Raw genomic sequence first — 16159 nt, 5'->3', positions numbered from 1 at the left:
ACGATGAAAATATTATTACCGACTTCAACAGCTGGCAGCTTACCAAAACCATCTTGGCTTGCAGAACCAGAAAAGCTTTGGTCACCTTGGAAGTTGCAAGATGAAGAACTGATTCATGGCAAACAAGATGCGTTACGTTTGTCATTGCAAGAACAGCAGCATGCAGGCATTGACATCGTTAGCGATGGTGAACAAACCCGTCAGCATTTTGTCACCACTTTTATTGAACACCTTGACGGTGTAGATTTTGAAAAACGTGAAACCGTTCGAATCCGTGATCGTTATGATGCGAGTGTACCGTCAGTTGTAGGTGCAGTGAGTCGTCAAAAACCTGTTTTTGTTGAAGATGCCAAATTTTTACGTCAACAGACTAAGCAACCGATCAAATGGGCGTTGCCTGGTCCGATGACCATGATTGATACGCTTTATGATGGGCATTATAAAAGTCGTGAAAAACTGGCTTGGGAATTTGCCAAAATTCTTAATCAAGAAGCAAGAGAGTTAGAAGCCGCAGGTGTAGATATCATTCAGTTTGATGAACCAGCATTTAATGTTTTCTTTGATGAAGTGAATGATTGGGGTGTTGCCACCTTAGAAAGAGCACTCGAAGGTCTTAAATGTGAAACTGCCGTGCATATTTGCTATGGCTATGGCATCAAGGCCAATACCGATTGGAAAAAGACTTTAGGTTCAGAATGGCGTCAATATGAAGAAGCATTTCCTAAGTTGCAAAAATCCAAGATCGATATCGTTTCATTAGAATGCCAAAACTCACGTGTGCCAATGGATCTGATTGAATTGATTCGAGGCAAGAAAGTGATGGTGGGTGCGATCGATGTAGCAACGAATCAAGTTGAAACACCTGAACAAGTTGCCGATACCTTACGCAAAGCGCTTCAGTTTGTTGATGCTGACAAGCTCTACCCATCGACCAACTGCGGTATGGCACCTTTAGCGCGTGAAGTCGCAAGAGGCAAACTCAATGCTTTAAGTGCTGGTGCGGAAATCATCCGTAGAGAACTTTCTGCTTAATACTCACCAAAATCGTGATCTGTAAAGGGATGAAGCAGTTTGATTGGATTTTTTCATGATCAAACTGCTTCATCCCACTCCATAAAGATGAAGTGCTTGCGTGACGGAATAGCTTGGTATCACTAAATCTCAAAACTAAGGTGCAATTTAGGAAAAATGTGATGATTGAAGCAACAGACTTTAGAAATGCAATGTCTTTGTTAACCAGTGCAATTAGTGTCGTTACTACGGCAGGCTTATCTGGTCGCTATGGATTTACTGCATCTGCTGTGTGTAGTGTTACAGATACGCCGCCGACATTGTTGGTCTGTATGAATCAAGCCTCTAGTTCACATGTGCATTTTGTAGAAAACAAAATTCTAACTGTGAATGTTTTAGGTGCACATCATGAGCATGTTTCTAAAGTATTTTCGTCTAAGTTGAGTCCAGAAGAGCGTTTTAAACATGGGGTTTGGACAGAATTGGAAACTGGTGCACCAGTTTTAAATGATGCTTTGGTGAGTTTTGATTGTGAGATTGATCAAATTCAACAGGTTGGAACACATACTATTTTTATTTGTCCTATTGTTGCAATTCAACAAAGTCAGCACGATCAAAGTTTGGTTTATTTCAATCGCGCTTATCATCAAGTGGGGCAAACGGAAATCGCTTAAAACAATTTTTGTATGTTCTTATTCGCTATAAAAATAGATTATCTCATTCATGACACTCTGCGTTTTACTAAAAGACTATATTGATTGATGTTTGTATTGTTAAGATCAATAAAACAACTCATTGCAATAGCATAGGTAAAAAAGAGAGCGATATCATGAGCAATAACAACGATTACGATATTTCTGATTCAAAAGACTGCGAAACTTATATCAATCAATTTATTCAAGATTTTACAATTCGTTCGGCTGAAATTGGTAAGGGCACCGTGATTAAACGAGCTTTGCCAAGTCGACAGAAACGCTTAGTGGGAGCGTGGTGTTTCCTTGATCATGCAGGGCCTGTAACGTTTCCGGCAGGTGATGGTTTAGATGTAGGACCACATCCACATATTGGTTTGCAGACCTTTACATGGATGATTGAAGGTACCATGATGCATACTGATAGCCTTGGTTCAAAACAGTTGATTCGTCCAAAGCAGGTCAATTTAATGACGGCAGGGCGTGGGATTTCGCATACCGAAGTTGCCCCTGATACTGAAACTAAAATGCATGCGGCGCAGCTCTGGATTGCATTGCCAGATGATAAGCGCGAGATGGAACCGAACTTTGAACATTATCCAGAATTACCTGTGGTCACCAAAGATCAGGTTGAATTTACCGTTCTGGTGGGTGACTTTTTAGAAACGTTATCACCTGTACAAGTGCATACCCCTTTGGTGGGTGTAGATCTCACCGCCCAAGCCGATACGAAAACACGTATTCCTCTTAATCCTGAATTTGAATATGCCTTTATGGCACTTGAGGGAACGGCTTGCGTCAATGGCCATGAGCTAAACATAGACAATATGGTGGTCTTGGAAAAAGGTTTAACTGAAATATCAGTGGAGCTGACAAAAGGTCATCGTGTGTTATTGATTGGCGGTGAACCATTTGAATCACCTATTTTACTGTGGTGGAATTTTGTAGCACGTACCATGGATGATTTAAAACAAGCACGCCAAGATTGGATTAATCACGATGCGCGCTTTGGCGAAATTACTGACTATCAAGGCAAGCGCTTAGAAGCACCAGTATTACCTGATCAAATGAGGGCGTCGAAATGAGTGTGATTGCGAGTGCAAAAGTACAGACTTTGACAGCACCGTGGAAAGGTGAAGTGACGAGTGGTACGCATCAATTTATTACTGATAAGCCTGAAGCTGCTGGCGGACATGACACTGGTCCCGCACCTTATGATTTTCTCACTGCGAGTTTGGCATCATGTACCATGATTACCTTGCGGATGTATGCTAAACATAAGGAAATGGAGTTGGGTGATTTTCAAGTTGAGGTCGATTTTCATAGCAATCGCGAACAACAGGAAAAAATAGAGCGCCGTGTAATCTTTACGCAACCTATTTCACAAGACTTAAAAGAAAAACTTCTAAACGTGTGTAGTAAAACCCCAGTGACTAAAACTTTGTTACGCAGTTTAGACATAGAGACCGTGATTCTTTAAGACTAAAGTGCTATTGTGCTTGGGCAAAACATAATTCTAAGTGTGATTGTTAGAGGGATCAAAAAACGGCAATCACACAGCAAAAAAGCAGGCACAAAAAATGATTACCTTACATTACCTACAATGCTCGCGTTCATTTCGGATACTGTGGGCACTAGAAGAGCTGGGTGTGGATTGCCAAGTTGAGTATTATCAAAGGTCATCCAGTTATTCAGCGCCAGAAAGCCTAAAACAGATTCACCCATTAGGTAAAGCGCCGATTTTAGTGGATGATGGGCAGGTGATTGTTGAATCAGCTGTGATTTTGGATTATCTGCAACAAAAGTATGATGAGCAACAACAATTCAAACCACAGCAGGCCAGTGCTCAGATGCAATATTCCTATTGGATGCATTATGCAGAAGGCTCTTTAATGCCGTTGTTAGTCATGACTTTGGTGATGAACAGTGTCAGTAAACATGTGCCGTGGGTGATTCGCCCGATTGCTCAAAAGATTACGGATGGGGTTAAGGCAAGTTTTGTACGTCCGCGTGTCAAAGAGCATATTCTTTATCTAGAGAGCTATTTGGCAGAGCATGATTATTTTGCAGGAGATTTTTCTTTTGCTGATATTCAGATGGCATTCCCGCTTATTGCAATTCAAAACCGTTTACATGGTAAATATCCGCATATCCAAGCCTTTGTCCAACGTGTTCAGCAGCGTTCGGCATTTCAACGTGCAGAGCAAAAGAGTTTAGATTCTGAATGTGTATAAACCATTAGAAAACAAAAAAAGGAACGGTGATCGTTCCTTTTTCGTTTTTGAGCGGATTAGCGTTTAATGACGATGGAATCAATGCCACTATGTTGTAAAGTTTGTTGTGCTGCTAAAGCGGCTTCTTGACTATCATAAGGTCCAGAAAAAACACGATACCAAGTTTGTCCATTTTCAACAGTTTTCACGACATCAGCAGACAATCCATTCAAAATAATTTCTGCACGACGCGCATCTGCACTATCAGGATCTGGATAGCTACGCACTTGTAAAATATACGTGGTCGGTGCAGGCGGCGTTTCCTCACTTGGGGTGAGGCTTGCTGAATCTTCTGTTGTTTCGACTCTAGGTGATTCAATAATCACAATATTGCCTTGTTGTTTGGTTTCGGGCACAGCTTGTTGTGGAATCGGAGTCACTTGTTGTTGTGGCAACAAGTCATAGAAACGATAATCTTTATTGGTGTTTTCTTCTTGATAGTGCTCAGAAGGCACCTGAGTTTTTGTAGGAACAGGTTGCCATGGTTGCCATAGCATCAGCATGACGATAGCGCATAGGATCGCTAGAATGGCGACAAACATGCCTAGCCATTTTGGAATAAGCGGTTTTTTGGGCTTATTTGGTCGTTCAGATACACCACGTTGCGTTTTTCCAAACACCTGAAATTCCTCTTGATTCTATTATGTTATTTCTAGCTTGAATCTTTTGGGAAACAAAGCATTATAATTAAAATAATGCTTTGTTTACTGTATTTTATCCACTGTTGTGTAAGAGCGTTGCTTTGCTATTTACATTGTCTCAGGAGCGGACACACCTAGTAATGTTAAACCATTTCGAATCACTTGCTGTACGTTTATTGATAACAATAAGCGGGCTTGTGATAATGGAATATTTGTTTCATCTACAAACTTCACACCATCTTGTGCATACCAACCATGGAATAGCGCAGCTAAATCTTTAAGATAGTTACCAATTTGATGTGGTTCACAGACATTAGCAGCTCGCACCACAATTTCAGGATAAGCTGCTAATTTCGCGAGAATTTCAGTTTCAGTATCTAAAGTCAAAAGATCAGCAACCTGTCGTGCAGATGTCACATCAAATGCAATGCCTTTTTCTTTAGCGCGATTCACAATACTGTTCACACGTGCATATGCATATTGAATGTAATACACCGCATTGTCTTTACTTTGTGAAACCGCAAGGTCTAAGTCAAAGTCAATGTGTTGCTCAGATTTACGCATCACGTAGTAGAAACGCGCAGCGTCATTGCCAACTTCTTTACGTAAATCACGCAAAGTTACGAACTGGCCTGAACGAGATGACATTTGTACCATCTCGCCACCACGCCATAAGCTGACGAACTGAACCAAAAGAACGGTTAACTTCTTTGAGTCATAACCCATCGCATCAATCGCCGCTTTCACACGAGAGATATAACCGTGGTGGTCTGAACCCCAAATATCAATCAGGTCAGTATAACCACGTTGTAATTTATTGAGGTGGTAGGCAATGTCTGATGCAAAGTAAGTGGTTTGACCATTGCGACGCTTTACAACACGGTCTTTTTCATCACCAAATTCAGTTGATTTAAACCAGATGTTGCCATCTTGTTCATAGAGGAAGCCACGTTGATCTAAGGTTGCAAGTGCTTCATCAATCTTGTCCGCCAATGATGCTTCGCTAAACCATTCATCAAAGGTTACACCGAAGTCAGCAAGATCATCTTTGATGTCATCTAAAATGGCATGTAATGCTGCCTGATGGAAAACGCGATAACCTTCAGCTAACTGTTGTTGTGAGTTTGCGATTAAACCATCGATGTGTTTCTCTTTGTCACCCGAAAGCACGACTTTGTTACCTTCGGCATCTAATTCTTCTGCGTATTGAACGTCTTCTGGTACATCTTTATAGATGTCAGCGACTGGACGAACGTGCGCATCACCATCTTGGTCAATAATACTTTGTGCGATTTCTTTGACGTAGTCGCCTTGATAAGCGTTTTTAGGGAATACCAGTGTTTGGCCAGTAAGTTCTAAATAACGTAAATACGTTGAAGTCGCCAAAATATCCATTTGACGGCCAGCATCATTGACGTAATATTCGCGGTCAACTTGAGCGCCAGTGGCTTCTAGTAAGTTTGCAACCGTCATGCCATACGCTGCACCACGGCCATGTCCAACATGTAGGCTAGAAGTTGGGTTTGCAGACACAAACTCGACTTGAATTTTTTTGGCTGCATTGGCTTGGCTGCGACCGTATTGATCTTTTTGTGCATGAATCTGATCGAGCACAGCAAAGCGTTGGTCTGCATTTAAAAAGAAGTTAATAAAACCAGGACCAGCAATTTCTGCTTTGTTAATGTCAGCGACTTCAGGCAGTGCTGCTAAAATCTTTTCAGCAAGATCACGTGGCTTCATGCCTGCCGCTTTAGAGCCGATCATGGCAATATTGGAAGCAAAGTCTCCGTGACTTCGGTCTTTGGTACGGGTTAAATGGCTCGTGTTTGTCCAATCTGAAGGGAGTACACCTTGTTGTTGAAGGGATTGTACCGCATGATCAAGAGCTGCTTGTATTGCCGTATTCATAGTTACCGAAATAAATGTCGCGGAAAAACGTTAAATATAGCAAATTTTGATGGCTTAAGGGGAGAGTCTACGCAGGGAATTCACATATTCCGATCAATCTTTTTTAAGTACTTTGTTTGGTGGCATTTATAAAGGTGCTACACCAGCCAATGGCATAGCACCTTGCGGTTTTAATCTTCCAAAATTTGTTCTAGCAATGCATCACTTGGCGCAAAATAATAAGCACCATCCACAGCCGTTGTGAAGTGCAGTAAACGGTCATGAATACCATCACCTGCTGTACCAAACATGCGTTTTAGCATCGCGTCAATAATACTTAAATTTTTGGTATACGCGACAAAGAATAAGCCTTGTTCACCTTTTCCATCGCCATAAGGCAAGCTGTGACGCAAGATTTCCATTTCCTCGCCTTCATCATCCTCAACCACTGTACGAGCAACATGAGCATTTTCAGGCTTAGTCTCATCGTCTAGCTCGATGGATTCAAGCTTGGTGCGTCCCATGACATGCTCTTGTGCATCGACTTTCAGTTGTTGCCATTTCGCTAAATCGTGGACATAACGTTGTGCGAAAATAAAACTACCCTCTTGGAAGATACCGGCTGATTCGGGTAGCAACGTTGCTTCGGCACGATCATCGGGGAATTGTGGATTTTCAGTTCCATCAATAAAGCCAGTTAAATCACGACCATCAAATTGACGGAAGCAAGCGCGCTCATCGAGTACCTCAACCTTATCTTGAATGTCTGCAAAAAAAGATTGGCTCATCGCAAAACATAAATCTGCACGTGCACTGGCAATGTGAATAAACACATCGGCAGGCACGACCGGCATATTGAAAGCCCCTTGCTGTGGGTCGAGTTGCTTAAACCCTTCTGGCATTTGTGCATGTAATTTAGGCCACAGTTCAGGGCCGAAGGCTATTGCAGTTTTGATCTGAGCATCTGGGTGTTGAGTAATCAAGCGATCACGAGTTAAAAGCAGCGCTGAAATTTGTTGTTTTAATTCAGCGATCGTTAAATCTTTTAAACGGAGAACAATAAAACGCGCATGATCAGAAGGTAGTGGAAGAATGACAGATTGAGCAGCCATTAAGATCTCCTTAGTCATTTTAAGGCGGCAAAAAAAGAAATCATTGTGCCTGATGTTGAGGGGGCATAAAAGTTTATTTATTCATTTTTTGTGGTTTTAAATGATGCAATCATGGCAAAATAAAACGATATAATTCCACCTTTTATTTCTTTAGTATTCCTATGTCTTTTCAAGTCTGGTTCACGTTTATGCTGGCTTGCTGGGTGATTAGCATTTCTCCTGGTGCGGGGGCAATTGTGTCAATGTCGAGTGGTCTAAATCATGGGTTTAGGCATGGGTATTGGAATGTTATCGGACTGCAAATTGCGTTACTGATCCAGATTATGATTGTTGCCGCTGGTGTTGGGGTACTTTTTGCGACGACACCGTGGGCTTTTCAGGTGGTGAAATGGTTTGGTGTCTTGTATTTGCTTTACTTGGCTTATTCACAATGGGTCGCACCTGTGCAGATGGTTGAAATTAAACAAGAAGACAGCCATAAGTCTGCTTCAGTTTTGGTGTTTAAGGGATTTGTCGTCAATATGAGCAATCCTAAAGCCATTGTATTTCTATTAGCAGTGCTGCCGCAGTTTTTAGATTTAAGTCGACCACAATGGTTACAATATCTGATTATGGCGATCACGATGGTGACAATCGACCTAATCGTGATGGCAGGCTATACAGGATTAGCCGCGAAGGTATTGAGATTATTACGTTCGGCAAAACAACAGAAATACTTAAATCGGAGTTTTGCAGTCATGTTTAGTTGCGCAGCGTTGTTGCTTGGGGTTATCCAACAATCTAATTAACAACGCATCGCTAGTTTGTTTTGATGTGTGGAAGTACTTTTTGTGCCGTGAAAATCAGCGCAAAGCAAAGTGCCATACATAAGACAATACTTAAACCCGTGGCAATGTTCAGTGCGGCACTTGACCATAAGCCTACAGTGATGCCGAATTGAGCCAATATAAATGCCCAAATCACCATTTGTTTAGGGGAATGTGCCAGTAAGCGGGCGCTTAGCGCAGGGATGACTAATAAGGCACCCATCAGTAATGAACCGACTGCACGTAATGCCAGTACGGTAAACAATGCCAGTAATAACATGAAAATCAGACGTTGCCAGTTCGCATTTACGCCTTCACTCATCGCCACATCTGGGTCTACCGCAATTTGAATTTGTGCGGACCATGAGCGATACAGCACCACCATTGAAGCTGCAATCACCGCAGCAAATATTGGTAATTCAGTCCATCCGACACTGAGTAAATCACCAAACAGATAGCTTAATAGTTCTGGCCGTAAGCTTGGAATTTGTTGGATGAGTAATAAACCTGAACACAGTAGTGTGGCTGAGCACAAAGCAAGCAGCGCATCATTGGGTAAGCGCGAATCGTGCAGTATCCATAAAATTGCAACCAACAATGCAGCTAAACAAGCCACCCCCAACCAAAAAGGTAAATTCAGGATACCTGCAATTGCGACTCCTAATAAGGTGCCATGAGCCATGGTATCAGCGAAGAAAGACATTCTGCGCCACAACATGAGGCAACCCAATGGTGCAGTCAGAAATACAAGCAGCGTGCCCATAATCCAAGCAGGTAATAGTAGTTGTAACCATTCCATCATTGCTTAGACCTTTGGTTCAGGGTGGATGTGAGGGCGTGGATCATGTGTACATGGTTCTACGTGATCGCTATGCCCACAATCATCGTGATGGTGCTGATAGAACATCCGTTGTGTCCCAAAAATAGCTTGGTACTCAGGATGCTGTTGAATGCTTTCAGGCAAGCCACTACAACAGATGTGTTTATTGAGGCACACCACACGATGTGTCCCTTGCATGACCCATTGTAAGTCATGTGAAACCATGAGTACGGCACAACTATATCGCTCGGGCAAGCTGCGGACATATTCATACAGTTCGGCTTCAGATTGAATATCTAAGCCTTGCATCGGTTCATCCAACACTAAAATATCAGGTTGACGCAATAAAGCACGCGCCAGTAACACGCGTTGGCGTTCACCGCCTGAGAGCTGTTGTACTTTGGAATGTTGCAATTGCTGTATGCCAGTATCCGCTATGATTTCTTGGCGCAAATGTGCTGCACAGACTTCTAAATCAAGTAAGTCTTGGACACGTAACGGTAGACTGGCCGATGGATTGAACTTCTGTGGAACATAGGCCATCTTAAGTTTTTTAGCAAAGTGAACTTTGCCTTTATTTGGAGACATGATGCCCAGTAGCACTTTAATAAGGGTTGACTTACCAGCACCATTTGGGCCAATCAGCGTGACAATTTCTTTTGCTTGTAATGCAAAATCCACATTTCTCAAAATAACACGCTCATCACGTTGAACAGAGATATTTTCAAGCTGGATGAGGGGAGAGCTTACTGCGATGTGCTGCACTGATGACATTTTCCAGAAATTTCAATGATGCTGTGTTGAGCAGAAAACTGATCGGAGGTTGCAAGTTGATCAAGTTGCTGAAGCAGCCCTTGTGCGGAAGCCTCTTTGACAGAGCGGCATTCCGTGCAGATTAAAAATGCAGCTTGATGTCCTTCACGAGGATGGCAACAAGGAATATAGGCGTTAATAGACGTTAAACGATGGATCAAACCTTTTTCTAATAGAAAATCCAGGGTTCTATATACCGTCGGTGGTGCAGCAGGACGATCTGCTTGACCTTTAATTTTGGCCAACAAATCATAAGCACCCATGGGTGCGGATGCATTTAATATCAGTTCAAGGACTTCTTTACGTAGAGGAGTTAGTCGAGCGCCAGTTGCAGCACATAAAAGTTCTGCTTCTGCGAGTCGAGCTTTAATATCATGATGACCATGAACACCGTGTAAAGCGTTGTCATGTTCATGTGAGCAAGAACTCATAAATGGACCTCATTGTTTGCCTTGAATCGGTTGATCTATCACGGATAACTTTAACTAACCAAATACCTTGTGCTGTAGATGAGCGTGCTAAGTATCTGTGAAATGTCAACGGACCGTATATCATAACATGCAATTCATTTGGAACTAACTATATAAGTCATCCAAGCAAGGAATGACGTTAAGAAGATAAAATAGACATAGGTATTTTTTAACTTTTGTTATATTATAACATGCTTTGCTAAGTTGAGTAGTGTTGTGATGTTGCGCCTTTTTCTGTTTGTCTCGTTTTCAATGTTAAGCACATGGGGCTGGACACAAAGTTTGGTCGTGTCAACACATCCAATTTATCTGATTGCAAAAGAAGTCACCAATGGGATAGAAACCCCAGTACTTTTACTGAGTGATCAAACGGGGCATGATGTGCAACTCACACCAGCACATCGTAAAGCAATTCAAGAGGCTTCTTTGGTGGTGTGGCTTGGAAAAGCACACGAAGCGCCATTAGAGAGATTGCTACATCAAAATCGTAAAGCCGTCGCACTCTTAGATATGGGTCTCTTAACGATATTGCCGCAACGTAATTTACGTGGTGCGTCTCTGGAAAATACCATTGACAGCCATGTTTGGTTGGAACCAAATAATGCAGTACGTATTGCTTTTTTTATCGCAACATTACGTTCACAGCAGCACCCTGAAAATAAAGCCAAATATTTGGCCAATGCTAGAGATTTCGCACAAAAAATGCGACAAGCTGCCCAGCAGTATGAGGGGAGTAATAAAGCCAAACCTTATTGGTCATACCATGATGCTTATCAATACTTGGAACGCGCATTGAATTTAAAGTTTGCAGGTGCGTTAACGAATGACCCACATATTGCACCGACAGCTGCACAAATTAAGTACTTAAAAGACAGTCGACCAAAGACACAAATGTGTTTATTGGCTGAAATTTCAGCCAGCAGTAGTCAGTACAGAAGACTGAATCCCATCATTTTTGAATCTGTTGATGAAAGTATGAATGGTGAGGACAATTTTATCGCTGCTTGGAAGAAATTGGCTGCAAAAACCGATAAATGTGTATTAAGTGCCCAAAATTGATCAGAAAATTAAAAAAGCGTTGACTCTATCGTCAGAAAATATGGTAACGAAAAAACCAGACTTAGGTCGAGAAAAGATTGCATGTTCAGGGGTGTAACTCTATAATGCCTGCGATTCGAAACGATCCGTAATAAAACTTGTCAAGCAGTTATGTTGTGAGTGGATAAAAAATGAGCCGGACTAGTCGATTGATTGACCGACGATTGGCAAAAGCTTTGGTCTTCTTACAAGCATGTATGATTCCAATTGCAGCTTTGCTGGCATGGATGATGAAAGATATAACTGCTGCGATGAGTGCAGCGCTTGGGGCTTCGGTTTGTTGGCTAGCACACTGTTATTTTGCTTGGCAGTCGTTTAGAGCGGCGGGCGCAAGAGCATCAAAACAAGTCATGCTCAACATGTATCGAGGAATACTCGGCAAGTTTGCAATTGTGATCGTGGGTTTTATTTTAATTTTAAACAATGTTGAACCACTATCACCGGTTGCATTGTTTGGTGGATTTATCCTTGTTCAAGCAATGTCGTGGGTTGCACCATTTTGGGTGACACGTCTGCAAAAACAAGTGTAAGACACTTTTTTGAGATTTTTGGAGGGTAGCGTGAGATATTCGCAGTTCGCAATATTCATTGCCCTTCTTTTAATGATTGACATTGACCAGGTGTGATTTATGGCTGCTGAAGAACATGCCCTGACTTCGACCGAGTATATCAAGCATCACTTGACCAATATGACCTATGGCAAAATGCCAGACGGCTCATGGAAGTTGGCTGAGACTGCTGAAGAAGCTCAATCGATGGGGTTCACTGCAATTCACTTGGATTCAATGGGTTGGTCTATCGGACTTGGCATCATTTTTTGCTTAATGTTCTGGATCGTTGCGAAAGCTGCAAATGCAGGTGTACCAACAAAATTCCAGTCTGCAATTGAAATGATTATCGAGTTTGTGGACTCAAGTGTTCGTGATACTTTCCACGGCAAATCGCGTTTAATTGCGCCATTGGCATTAACCATTTTCGTGTGGATTTTCCTCATGAACTTAATGGATTTAATCCCTGTTGACTGGATTCCATTCCTCGCTCAACAGATTGGTGCAAGCGTATTTGGTATGGACCCTCACCACGTTTACTTCAAGATTGTACCATCTACTGACCCTAACATTACTTTAGGTATGTCTTTGTCTGTATTTGCTTTGATCTTATTTTATAGTATTCGTGAGAAAGGGATCGGCGGTTTCGTCGGTGAATTGGCACTTAACCCATTCAACCCAAGTAATAAATTTGCAAAAGCGTTATTGATTCCAGTGAACTTGATTTTGGAATTAGTAACTTTCCTTGCTCGTCCAGTTTCGTTGGCTTTACGACTGTTCGGTAATATGTATGCGGGTGAGTTGATCTTCATCTTGATCGCATTATTACCGTTCTGGATCCAGTGGGCATTATCTGTGCCTTGGGCTATTTTCCACATTCTAGTAATCACGTTGCAAGCATTTATCTTTATGATGCTGACCATCGTTTACTTGAGCATGGCAAGCGAAAAGCATTAATGGTATTGCCTGATCATCAGTTGATGGTTGGGCTTAAATTTTAGTTTAATTTGGTAATAACCTAACCTCTGAGGAATTTTTCATGGAACTCACTTTAGGTCTAGTTGCAATTGCATCTGCTATCTTGATCGCTTTCGGTGCTTTAGGTACTGCGATTGGTTTCGGTCTTTTAGGTGGCCGCTTCTTAGAAGCTGTAGCTCGTCAACCAGAATTGGCTCCACAACTTCAAACTCGTATGTTCTTAATCGCGGGTCTTCTTGATGCTGTGCCTATGATCGGTGTTGGTATTGGCTTGTTCTTCATCTTCGCTAATCCATTTGTAGGTTAATAGCTTAATTCCTAAATCCACATATTGAGGAATAGCGAAATGAATATCAACCTCACATTGATTGGCCAAGCGATTGCATTTGCGGTATTTGTCGCATTCTGTATGAAGTTTGTTTGGCCACCATTAATCAATGCAATTAGTGAGCGTCAGCGCAAAATTGCTGATGGCTTAAATGCTGCTGAAAAAGCGAAAGCTGACCTTGCTGATGCACAATCACAAGTGAAGCAAGAGATCGACGCAGCAAAAGCACAAGCGGCTCAATTGATTGAACAAGCGAACCGTCGTGCAGCGCAATTGATCGAAGAAGCGCGTACCCAAGCTGCGGCTGAAGGTGAACGTATTCGTCAACAGGCGAAAGAAACTGTTGATCAAGACATCAATGCTGCTCGCGAAGAATTACGTCAACAAGTTGCTGCCTTGGCAGTTGATGGTGCAGAGAAAATTCTGAACCAGCAAGTTGACGCAGAAGCTCATAATGCCATGCTGACTCAGCTGGCTGCTAAACTTTAAGCGAGGGAAATATGGCTGAATTCTTGACGTTGGCACGCCCATACGCTAAGGCAGCATTTGCTTATGCATCTGAGCAGAATGCAACTGACTCTTGGTCAAATGCGTTACAGCTGCTCAGTGCTGCGGTGCAAGATGAGGCATTTTCCGCTTATTTAAATCGTCCTGAGCTGACTCCTGCGGAGCAGGTAGGTCTTTTTGCTAAGATTTTAGGTGAAGATCAGACTCAATCCGTGTCGAATTTTTTGACACTGCTTGCAGATAATGATCGTTTAATACTGTTACCTGAAATTGCGGCAGAATACGAACTACTTAAATCGCAGAGCAACAACACATTGGAAGTACAGATCGAATCTGCTTTTCCAATGGATGCGAAACAAGAGCATATTTTAGCTCATGCGTTAGAAAAACGTTTTAATAGAACAGTACATGTTACTGTGAACGTTGATCCATCGCTCATCGCAGGTGTTGTGATTCGTGCAGGCGACCAAGTGATAGATGACTCTGCGCTTAACAAGCTTGAAAAAATGCGGACTCGTCTTCTTGCCTAACAGCAAAAAGACTGAACTTAAAAAAGATTGAGGAATAGCGCAATGCAACAACTGAATCCATCCGAGATCAGTGCGCTCATTAAACAGCGTATCGGCGATCTGGACACCAGCGCGACCGCTAAGAATGAAGGTACCATCGTCATGGTATCTGACGGTATCGTGCGTATTCACGGTCTTGCAGATGCAATGTACGGTGAAATGATCGAATTCGACGGCGGCTTATTTGGTATGGCACTGAACCTAGAACAGGATTCAGTGGGTGCCGTTGTTTTAGGTAACTACCTAAGCCTTCAAGAAGGTCAAAAAGCTCGTTGTACAGGTCGTGTATTAGAAGTTCCGGTTGGTCCTGAACTTCTTGGCCGTGTAGTAGATGCTTTGGGTAACCCAATTGATGGCAAAGGCCCAATTGATGCAAAAATGACTGATGCTGTTGAAAAAGTAGCACCAGGTGTAATTTGGCGTCAATCTGTCGACGAACCTGTTCAAACTGGTTATAAATCAGTGGATACCATGATTCCTGTGGGTCGTGGTCAGCGTGAGTTGATTATTGGTGACCGTCAAACTGGTAAAACAGCAATGGCGATCGATGCGATCATCGCTCAGAAAAACTCTGGCATTAAATGTGTTTACGTTGCGATTGGTCAAAAACAATCAACAATTGCAAACGTAGTACGTAAGCTAGAAGAAACTGGCGCTATGGCGTATACAACTGTTGTCGCAGCTGCGGCCGCTGATCCTGCAGCAATGCAGTATTTAGCTCCGTATTCTGGCTGTACAATGGGTGAATACTTCCGTGATCGTGGTGAAGATGCGTTAATTATTTATGATGATTTGTCTAAGCAAGCAGTTGCTTATCGTCAAATTTCATTACTTTTACGTCGTCCACCAGGTCGTGAAGCATATCCAGGTGACGTATTCTATCTTCACTCACGTCTTCTTGAGCGTGCTTCGCGCGTTTCAGCTGCGTATGTTGAGAAATTCACAAACGGTGCAGTAACAGGTCAAACTGGTTCTTTAACGGCTTTACCGATTATTGAAACTCAAGCGGGTGACGTATCTGCATTCGTACCAACCAACGTAATTTCGATTACTGACGGTCAGATCTTCTTAGAAACATCATTATTCAACGCAGGTATTCGTCCTGCTGTGAACGCGGGTATCTCTGTATCGCGTGTTGGTGGTTCTGCTCAAACGAAGATCATCAAAAAATTGTCTGGCGGTATCCGTACTGCTTTAGCGCAATACCGTGAATTGGCTGCGTTTGCTCAGTTTGCTTCTGATCTTGATGAAGCAACTCGTAAGCAACTTGAGCATGGTCAACGTGTAACTGAGCTAATGAAGCAGAAACAATATGCTCCTTACTCAATTGCTGACCAAGCTGTTTCTGTTTATGCATCTAACGAAGGCTATATGTCTGACGTAGAAGTGAAGAAAATCGTAGACTTTGATGCTGCGTTAATCTCTTACTTCCGCTCTGAAAAAGCTGCGTTAATGCAACAGATCGATGAAACTGGTGATTATAACAAAGACATCGAAGCTGCAATCAAAGCAGGTATTGAGAGCTTCAAAGCGACTCAAACTTACTAAGTTAAGCTTTAGTTAAGTTTGGTTCACGGATCAACCTTCGGAAGCTCGTAAGAGCTTT

The 16159-nt window shown here is 42.3% G+C and carries 19 protein-coding genes; 13 read left to right on the top strand and 6 right to left on the bottom strand.

Features of this window, described 5'->3' with window-relative positions:
* The first annotated feature begins 3 nt into the window (after positions 1–3).
* The 5 genes from EAH57_RS12700 (at position 4) to EAH57_RS12680 (ending at position 3937) form a co-directional block, all read left to right on the top strand.
* The gene (locus EAH57_RS12700; protein WP_004668092.1) at positions 4–1032 is read left to right on the top strand and encodes a methionine synthase; all 1029 of its coding nucleotides are present in this window, start codon (positions 4–6) and stop codon (positions 1030–1032) included.
* 161 nt (positions 1033–1193) lie between these two features.
* Positions 1194–1685, top strand: a complete 492-nt coding sequence (locus EAH57_RS12695; RefSeq protein WP_121930369.1) for a flavin reductase — start codon at positions 1194–1196, stop codon at positions 1683–1685.
* 155 nt (positions 1686–1840) lie between these two features.
* The gene (locus EAH57_RS12690) at positions 1841–2788 is read left to right on the top strand and encodes a pirin family protein (RefSeq protein WP_121930368.1); all 948 of its coding nucleotides are present in this window, start codon (positions 1841–1843) and stop codon (positions 2786–2788) included.
* Positions 2785–3183, top strand: coding sequence for an OsmC family protein (locus EAH57_RS12685; RefSeq protein WP_121930367.1), 399 nt, complete (start codon positions 2785–2787; stop codon positions 3181–3183). Before EAH57_RS12690 ends, EAH57_RS12685 begins: the two co-directional genes overlap by 4 nt.
* Positions 3184–3283: 100 nt before the next feature.
* Positions 3284–3937 carry a glutathione S-transferase family protein gene (locus EAH57_RS12680; RefSeq protein WP_121930366.1) on the top strand — a complete coding sequence of 218 codons (654 nt, stop codon included), beginning with the start codon at positions 3284–3286 and terminating at the stop codon, positions 3935–3937.
* A 56-nt stretch (positions 3938–3993) separates the two neighbouring features.
* On the opposite strand, the gene EAH57_RS12675 is transcribed toward EAH57_RS12680, so the two are convergent.
* From EAH57_RS12675 to EAH57_RS12665, 3 genes are all read right to left on the bottom strand, one after another.
* Positions 3994–4596 (bottom strand): SPOR domain-containing protein, encoded by a 603-nt coding sequence (locus tag EAH57_RS12675; protein ID WP_121930365.1) that lies wholly within the window; start codon positions 4594–4596, stop codon positions 3994–3996.
* Positions 4597–4725: 129 nt separating this feature from the next.
* Positions 4726–6525 carry an arginine--tRNA ligase gene (argS, locus tag EAH57_RS12670; RefSeq protein ID WP_121930364.1) on the bottom strand — a complete coding sequence of 600 codons (1800 nt, stop codon included), beginning with the start codon at positions 6523–6525 and terminating at the stop codon, positions 4726–4728.
* Positions 6526–6695: 170 nt separating this feature from the next.
* Entirely contained in the window at positions 6696–7616 is a 921-nt protein-coding gene (locus EAH57_RS12665) for a Dyp-type peroxidase (RefSeq protein ID WP_121930363.1), read from the bottom strand.
* Between the two features lie 161 nt (positions 7617–7777).
* On the opposite strand from EAH57_RS12665, the gene EAH57_RS12660 reads away from it, so the two are divergent.
* Positions 7778–8404 (top strand): LysE family transporter, encoded by a 627-nt coding sequence (locus tag EAH57_RS12660; protein ID WP_121930362.1) that lies wholly within the window; start codon positions 7778–7780, stop codon positions 8402–8404.
* 10 nt (positions 8405–8414) lie between these two features.
* Here the strand turns inward: EAH57_RS12660 and znuB are convergent, their stop codons facing one another.
* From znuB to EAH57_RS12645, 3 genes are read right to left on the bottom strand one after another with little or no spacing between them, the layout of a single operon-like run.
* A complete protein-coding gene (znuB, locus tag EAH57_RS12655; RefSeq protein ID WP_121930361.1) occupies positions 8415–9224 on the bottom strand; it encodes a zinc ABC transporter permease subunit ZnuB in 810 nt (269 codons plus the stop codon).
* Between the two features lie 3 nt (positions 9225–9227).
* A complete protein-coding gene (gene znuC, locus EAH57_RS12650) occupies positions 9228–10016 on the bottom strand; it encodes a zinc ABC transporter ATP-binding protein ZnuC (protein WP_121930360.1) in 789 nt (262 codons plus the stop codon).
* A complete protein-coding gene (locus tag EAH57_RS12645) occupies positions 9989–10486 on the bottom strand; it encodes a transcriptional repressor (RefSeq protein ID WP_121930359.1) in 498 nt (165 codons plus the stop codon). The genes znuC and EAH57_RS12645 overlap by 28 nt, the downstream gene beginning before the upstream one ends.
* Before the next feature lie 258 nt (positions 10487–10744).
* Here EAH57_RS12645 and EAH57_RS12640 point away from each other — a divergent pair, with 258 nt between their 5' ends.
* The 7 genes from EAH57_RS12640 (at position 10745) to atpA (ending at position 16101) form a co-directional block, all read left to right on the top strand.
* Positions 10745–11584 carry a metal ABC transporter solute-binding protein, Zn/Mn family gene (locus EAH57_RS12640; RefSeq protein ID WP_121930358.1) on the top strand — a complete coding sequence of 280 codons (840 nt, stop codon included), beginning with the start codon at positions 10745–10747 and terminating at the stop codon, positions 11582–11584.
* 170 nt (positions 11585–11754) lie between these two features.
* Positions 11755–12153, top strand: coding sequence for an ATP synthase subunit I (locus EAH57_RS12635; RefSeq protein ID WP_121930357.1), 399 nt, complete (start codon positions 11755–11757; stop codon positions 12151–12153).
* A gap of 99 nt (positions 12154–12252) precedes the next feature.
* The gene (gene atpB / locus EAH57_RS12630; protein WP_121930356.1) at positions 12253–13128 is read left to right on the top strand and encodes a F0F1 ATP synthase subunit A; all 876 of its coding nucleotides are present in this window, start codon (positions 12253–12255) and stop codon (positions 13126–13128) included.
* A gap of 82 nt (positions 13129–13210) precedes the next feature.
* Complete coding sequence (gene atpE / locus EAH57_RS12625) at positions 13211–13456, top strand: F0F1 ATP synthase subunit C (protein ID WP_000424060.1); 246 nt, start codon at positions 13211–13213, stop codon at positions 13454–13456.
* Between the two features lie 39 nt (positions 13457–13495).
* Complete coding sequence (locus EAH57_RS12620; protein ID WP_004668107.1) at positions 13496–13966, top strand: F0F1 ATP synthase subunit B; 471 nt, start codon at positions 13496–13498, stop codon at positions 13964–13966.
* 11 nt (positions 13967–13977) lie between these two features.
* Positions 13978–14514: a F0F1 ATP synthase subunit delta gene (locus EAH57_RS12615; protein ID WP_121930355.1), complete on the top strand. Its 537-nt coding sequence runs from the start codon at positions 13978–13980 to the stop codon at positions 14512–14514.
* A 42-nt stretch (positions 14515–14556) separates the two neighbouring features.
* The gene (gene atpA, locus EAH57_RS12610; RefSeq protein ID WP_121930354.1) at positions 14557–16101 is read left to right on the top strand and encodes a F0F1 ATP synthase subunit alpha; all 1545 of its coding nucleotides are present in this window, start codon (positions 14557–14559) and stop codon (positions 16099–16101) included.
* The last annotated feature ends 58 nt before the right edge of the window (positions 16102–16159 follow it).

Origin of the sequence: Acinetobacter sp. 2JN-4, assembly GCF_003687745.1 — a bacterium.
Taxonomy (GTDB): domain Bacteria; phylum Pseudomonadota; class Gammaproteobacteria; order Pseudomonadales; family Moraxellaceae; genus Acinetobacter; species Acinetobacter halotolerans.
The sequence above is the reverse complement of the archived record's forward strand: the minus strand, read 5'-3'. Positions and strand labels throughout refer to the sequence as shown.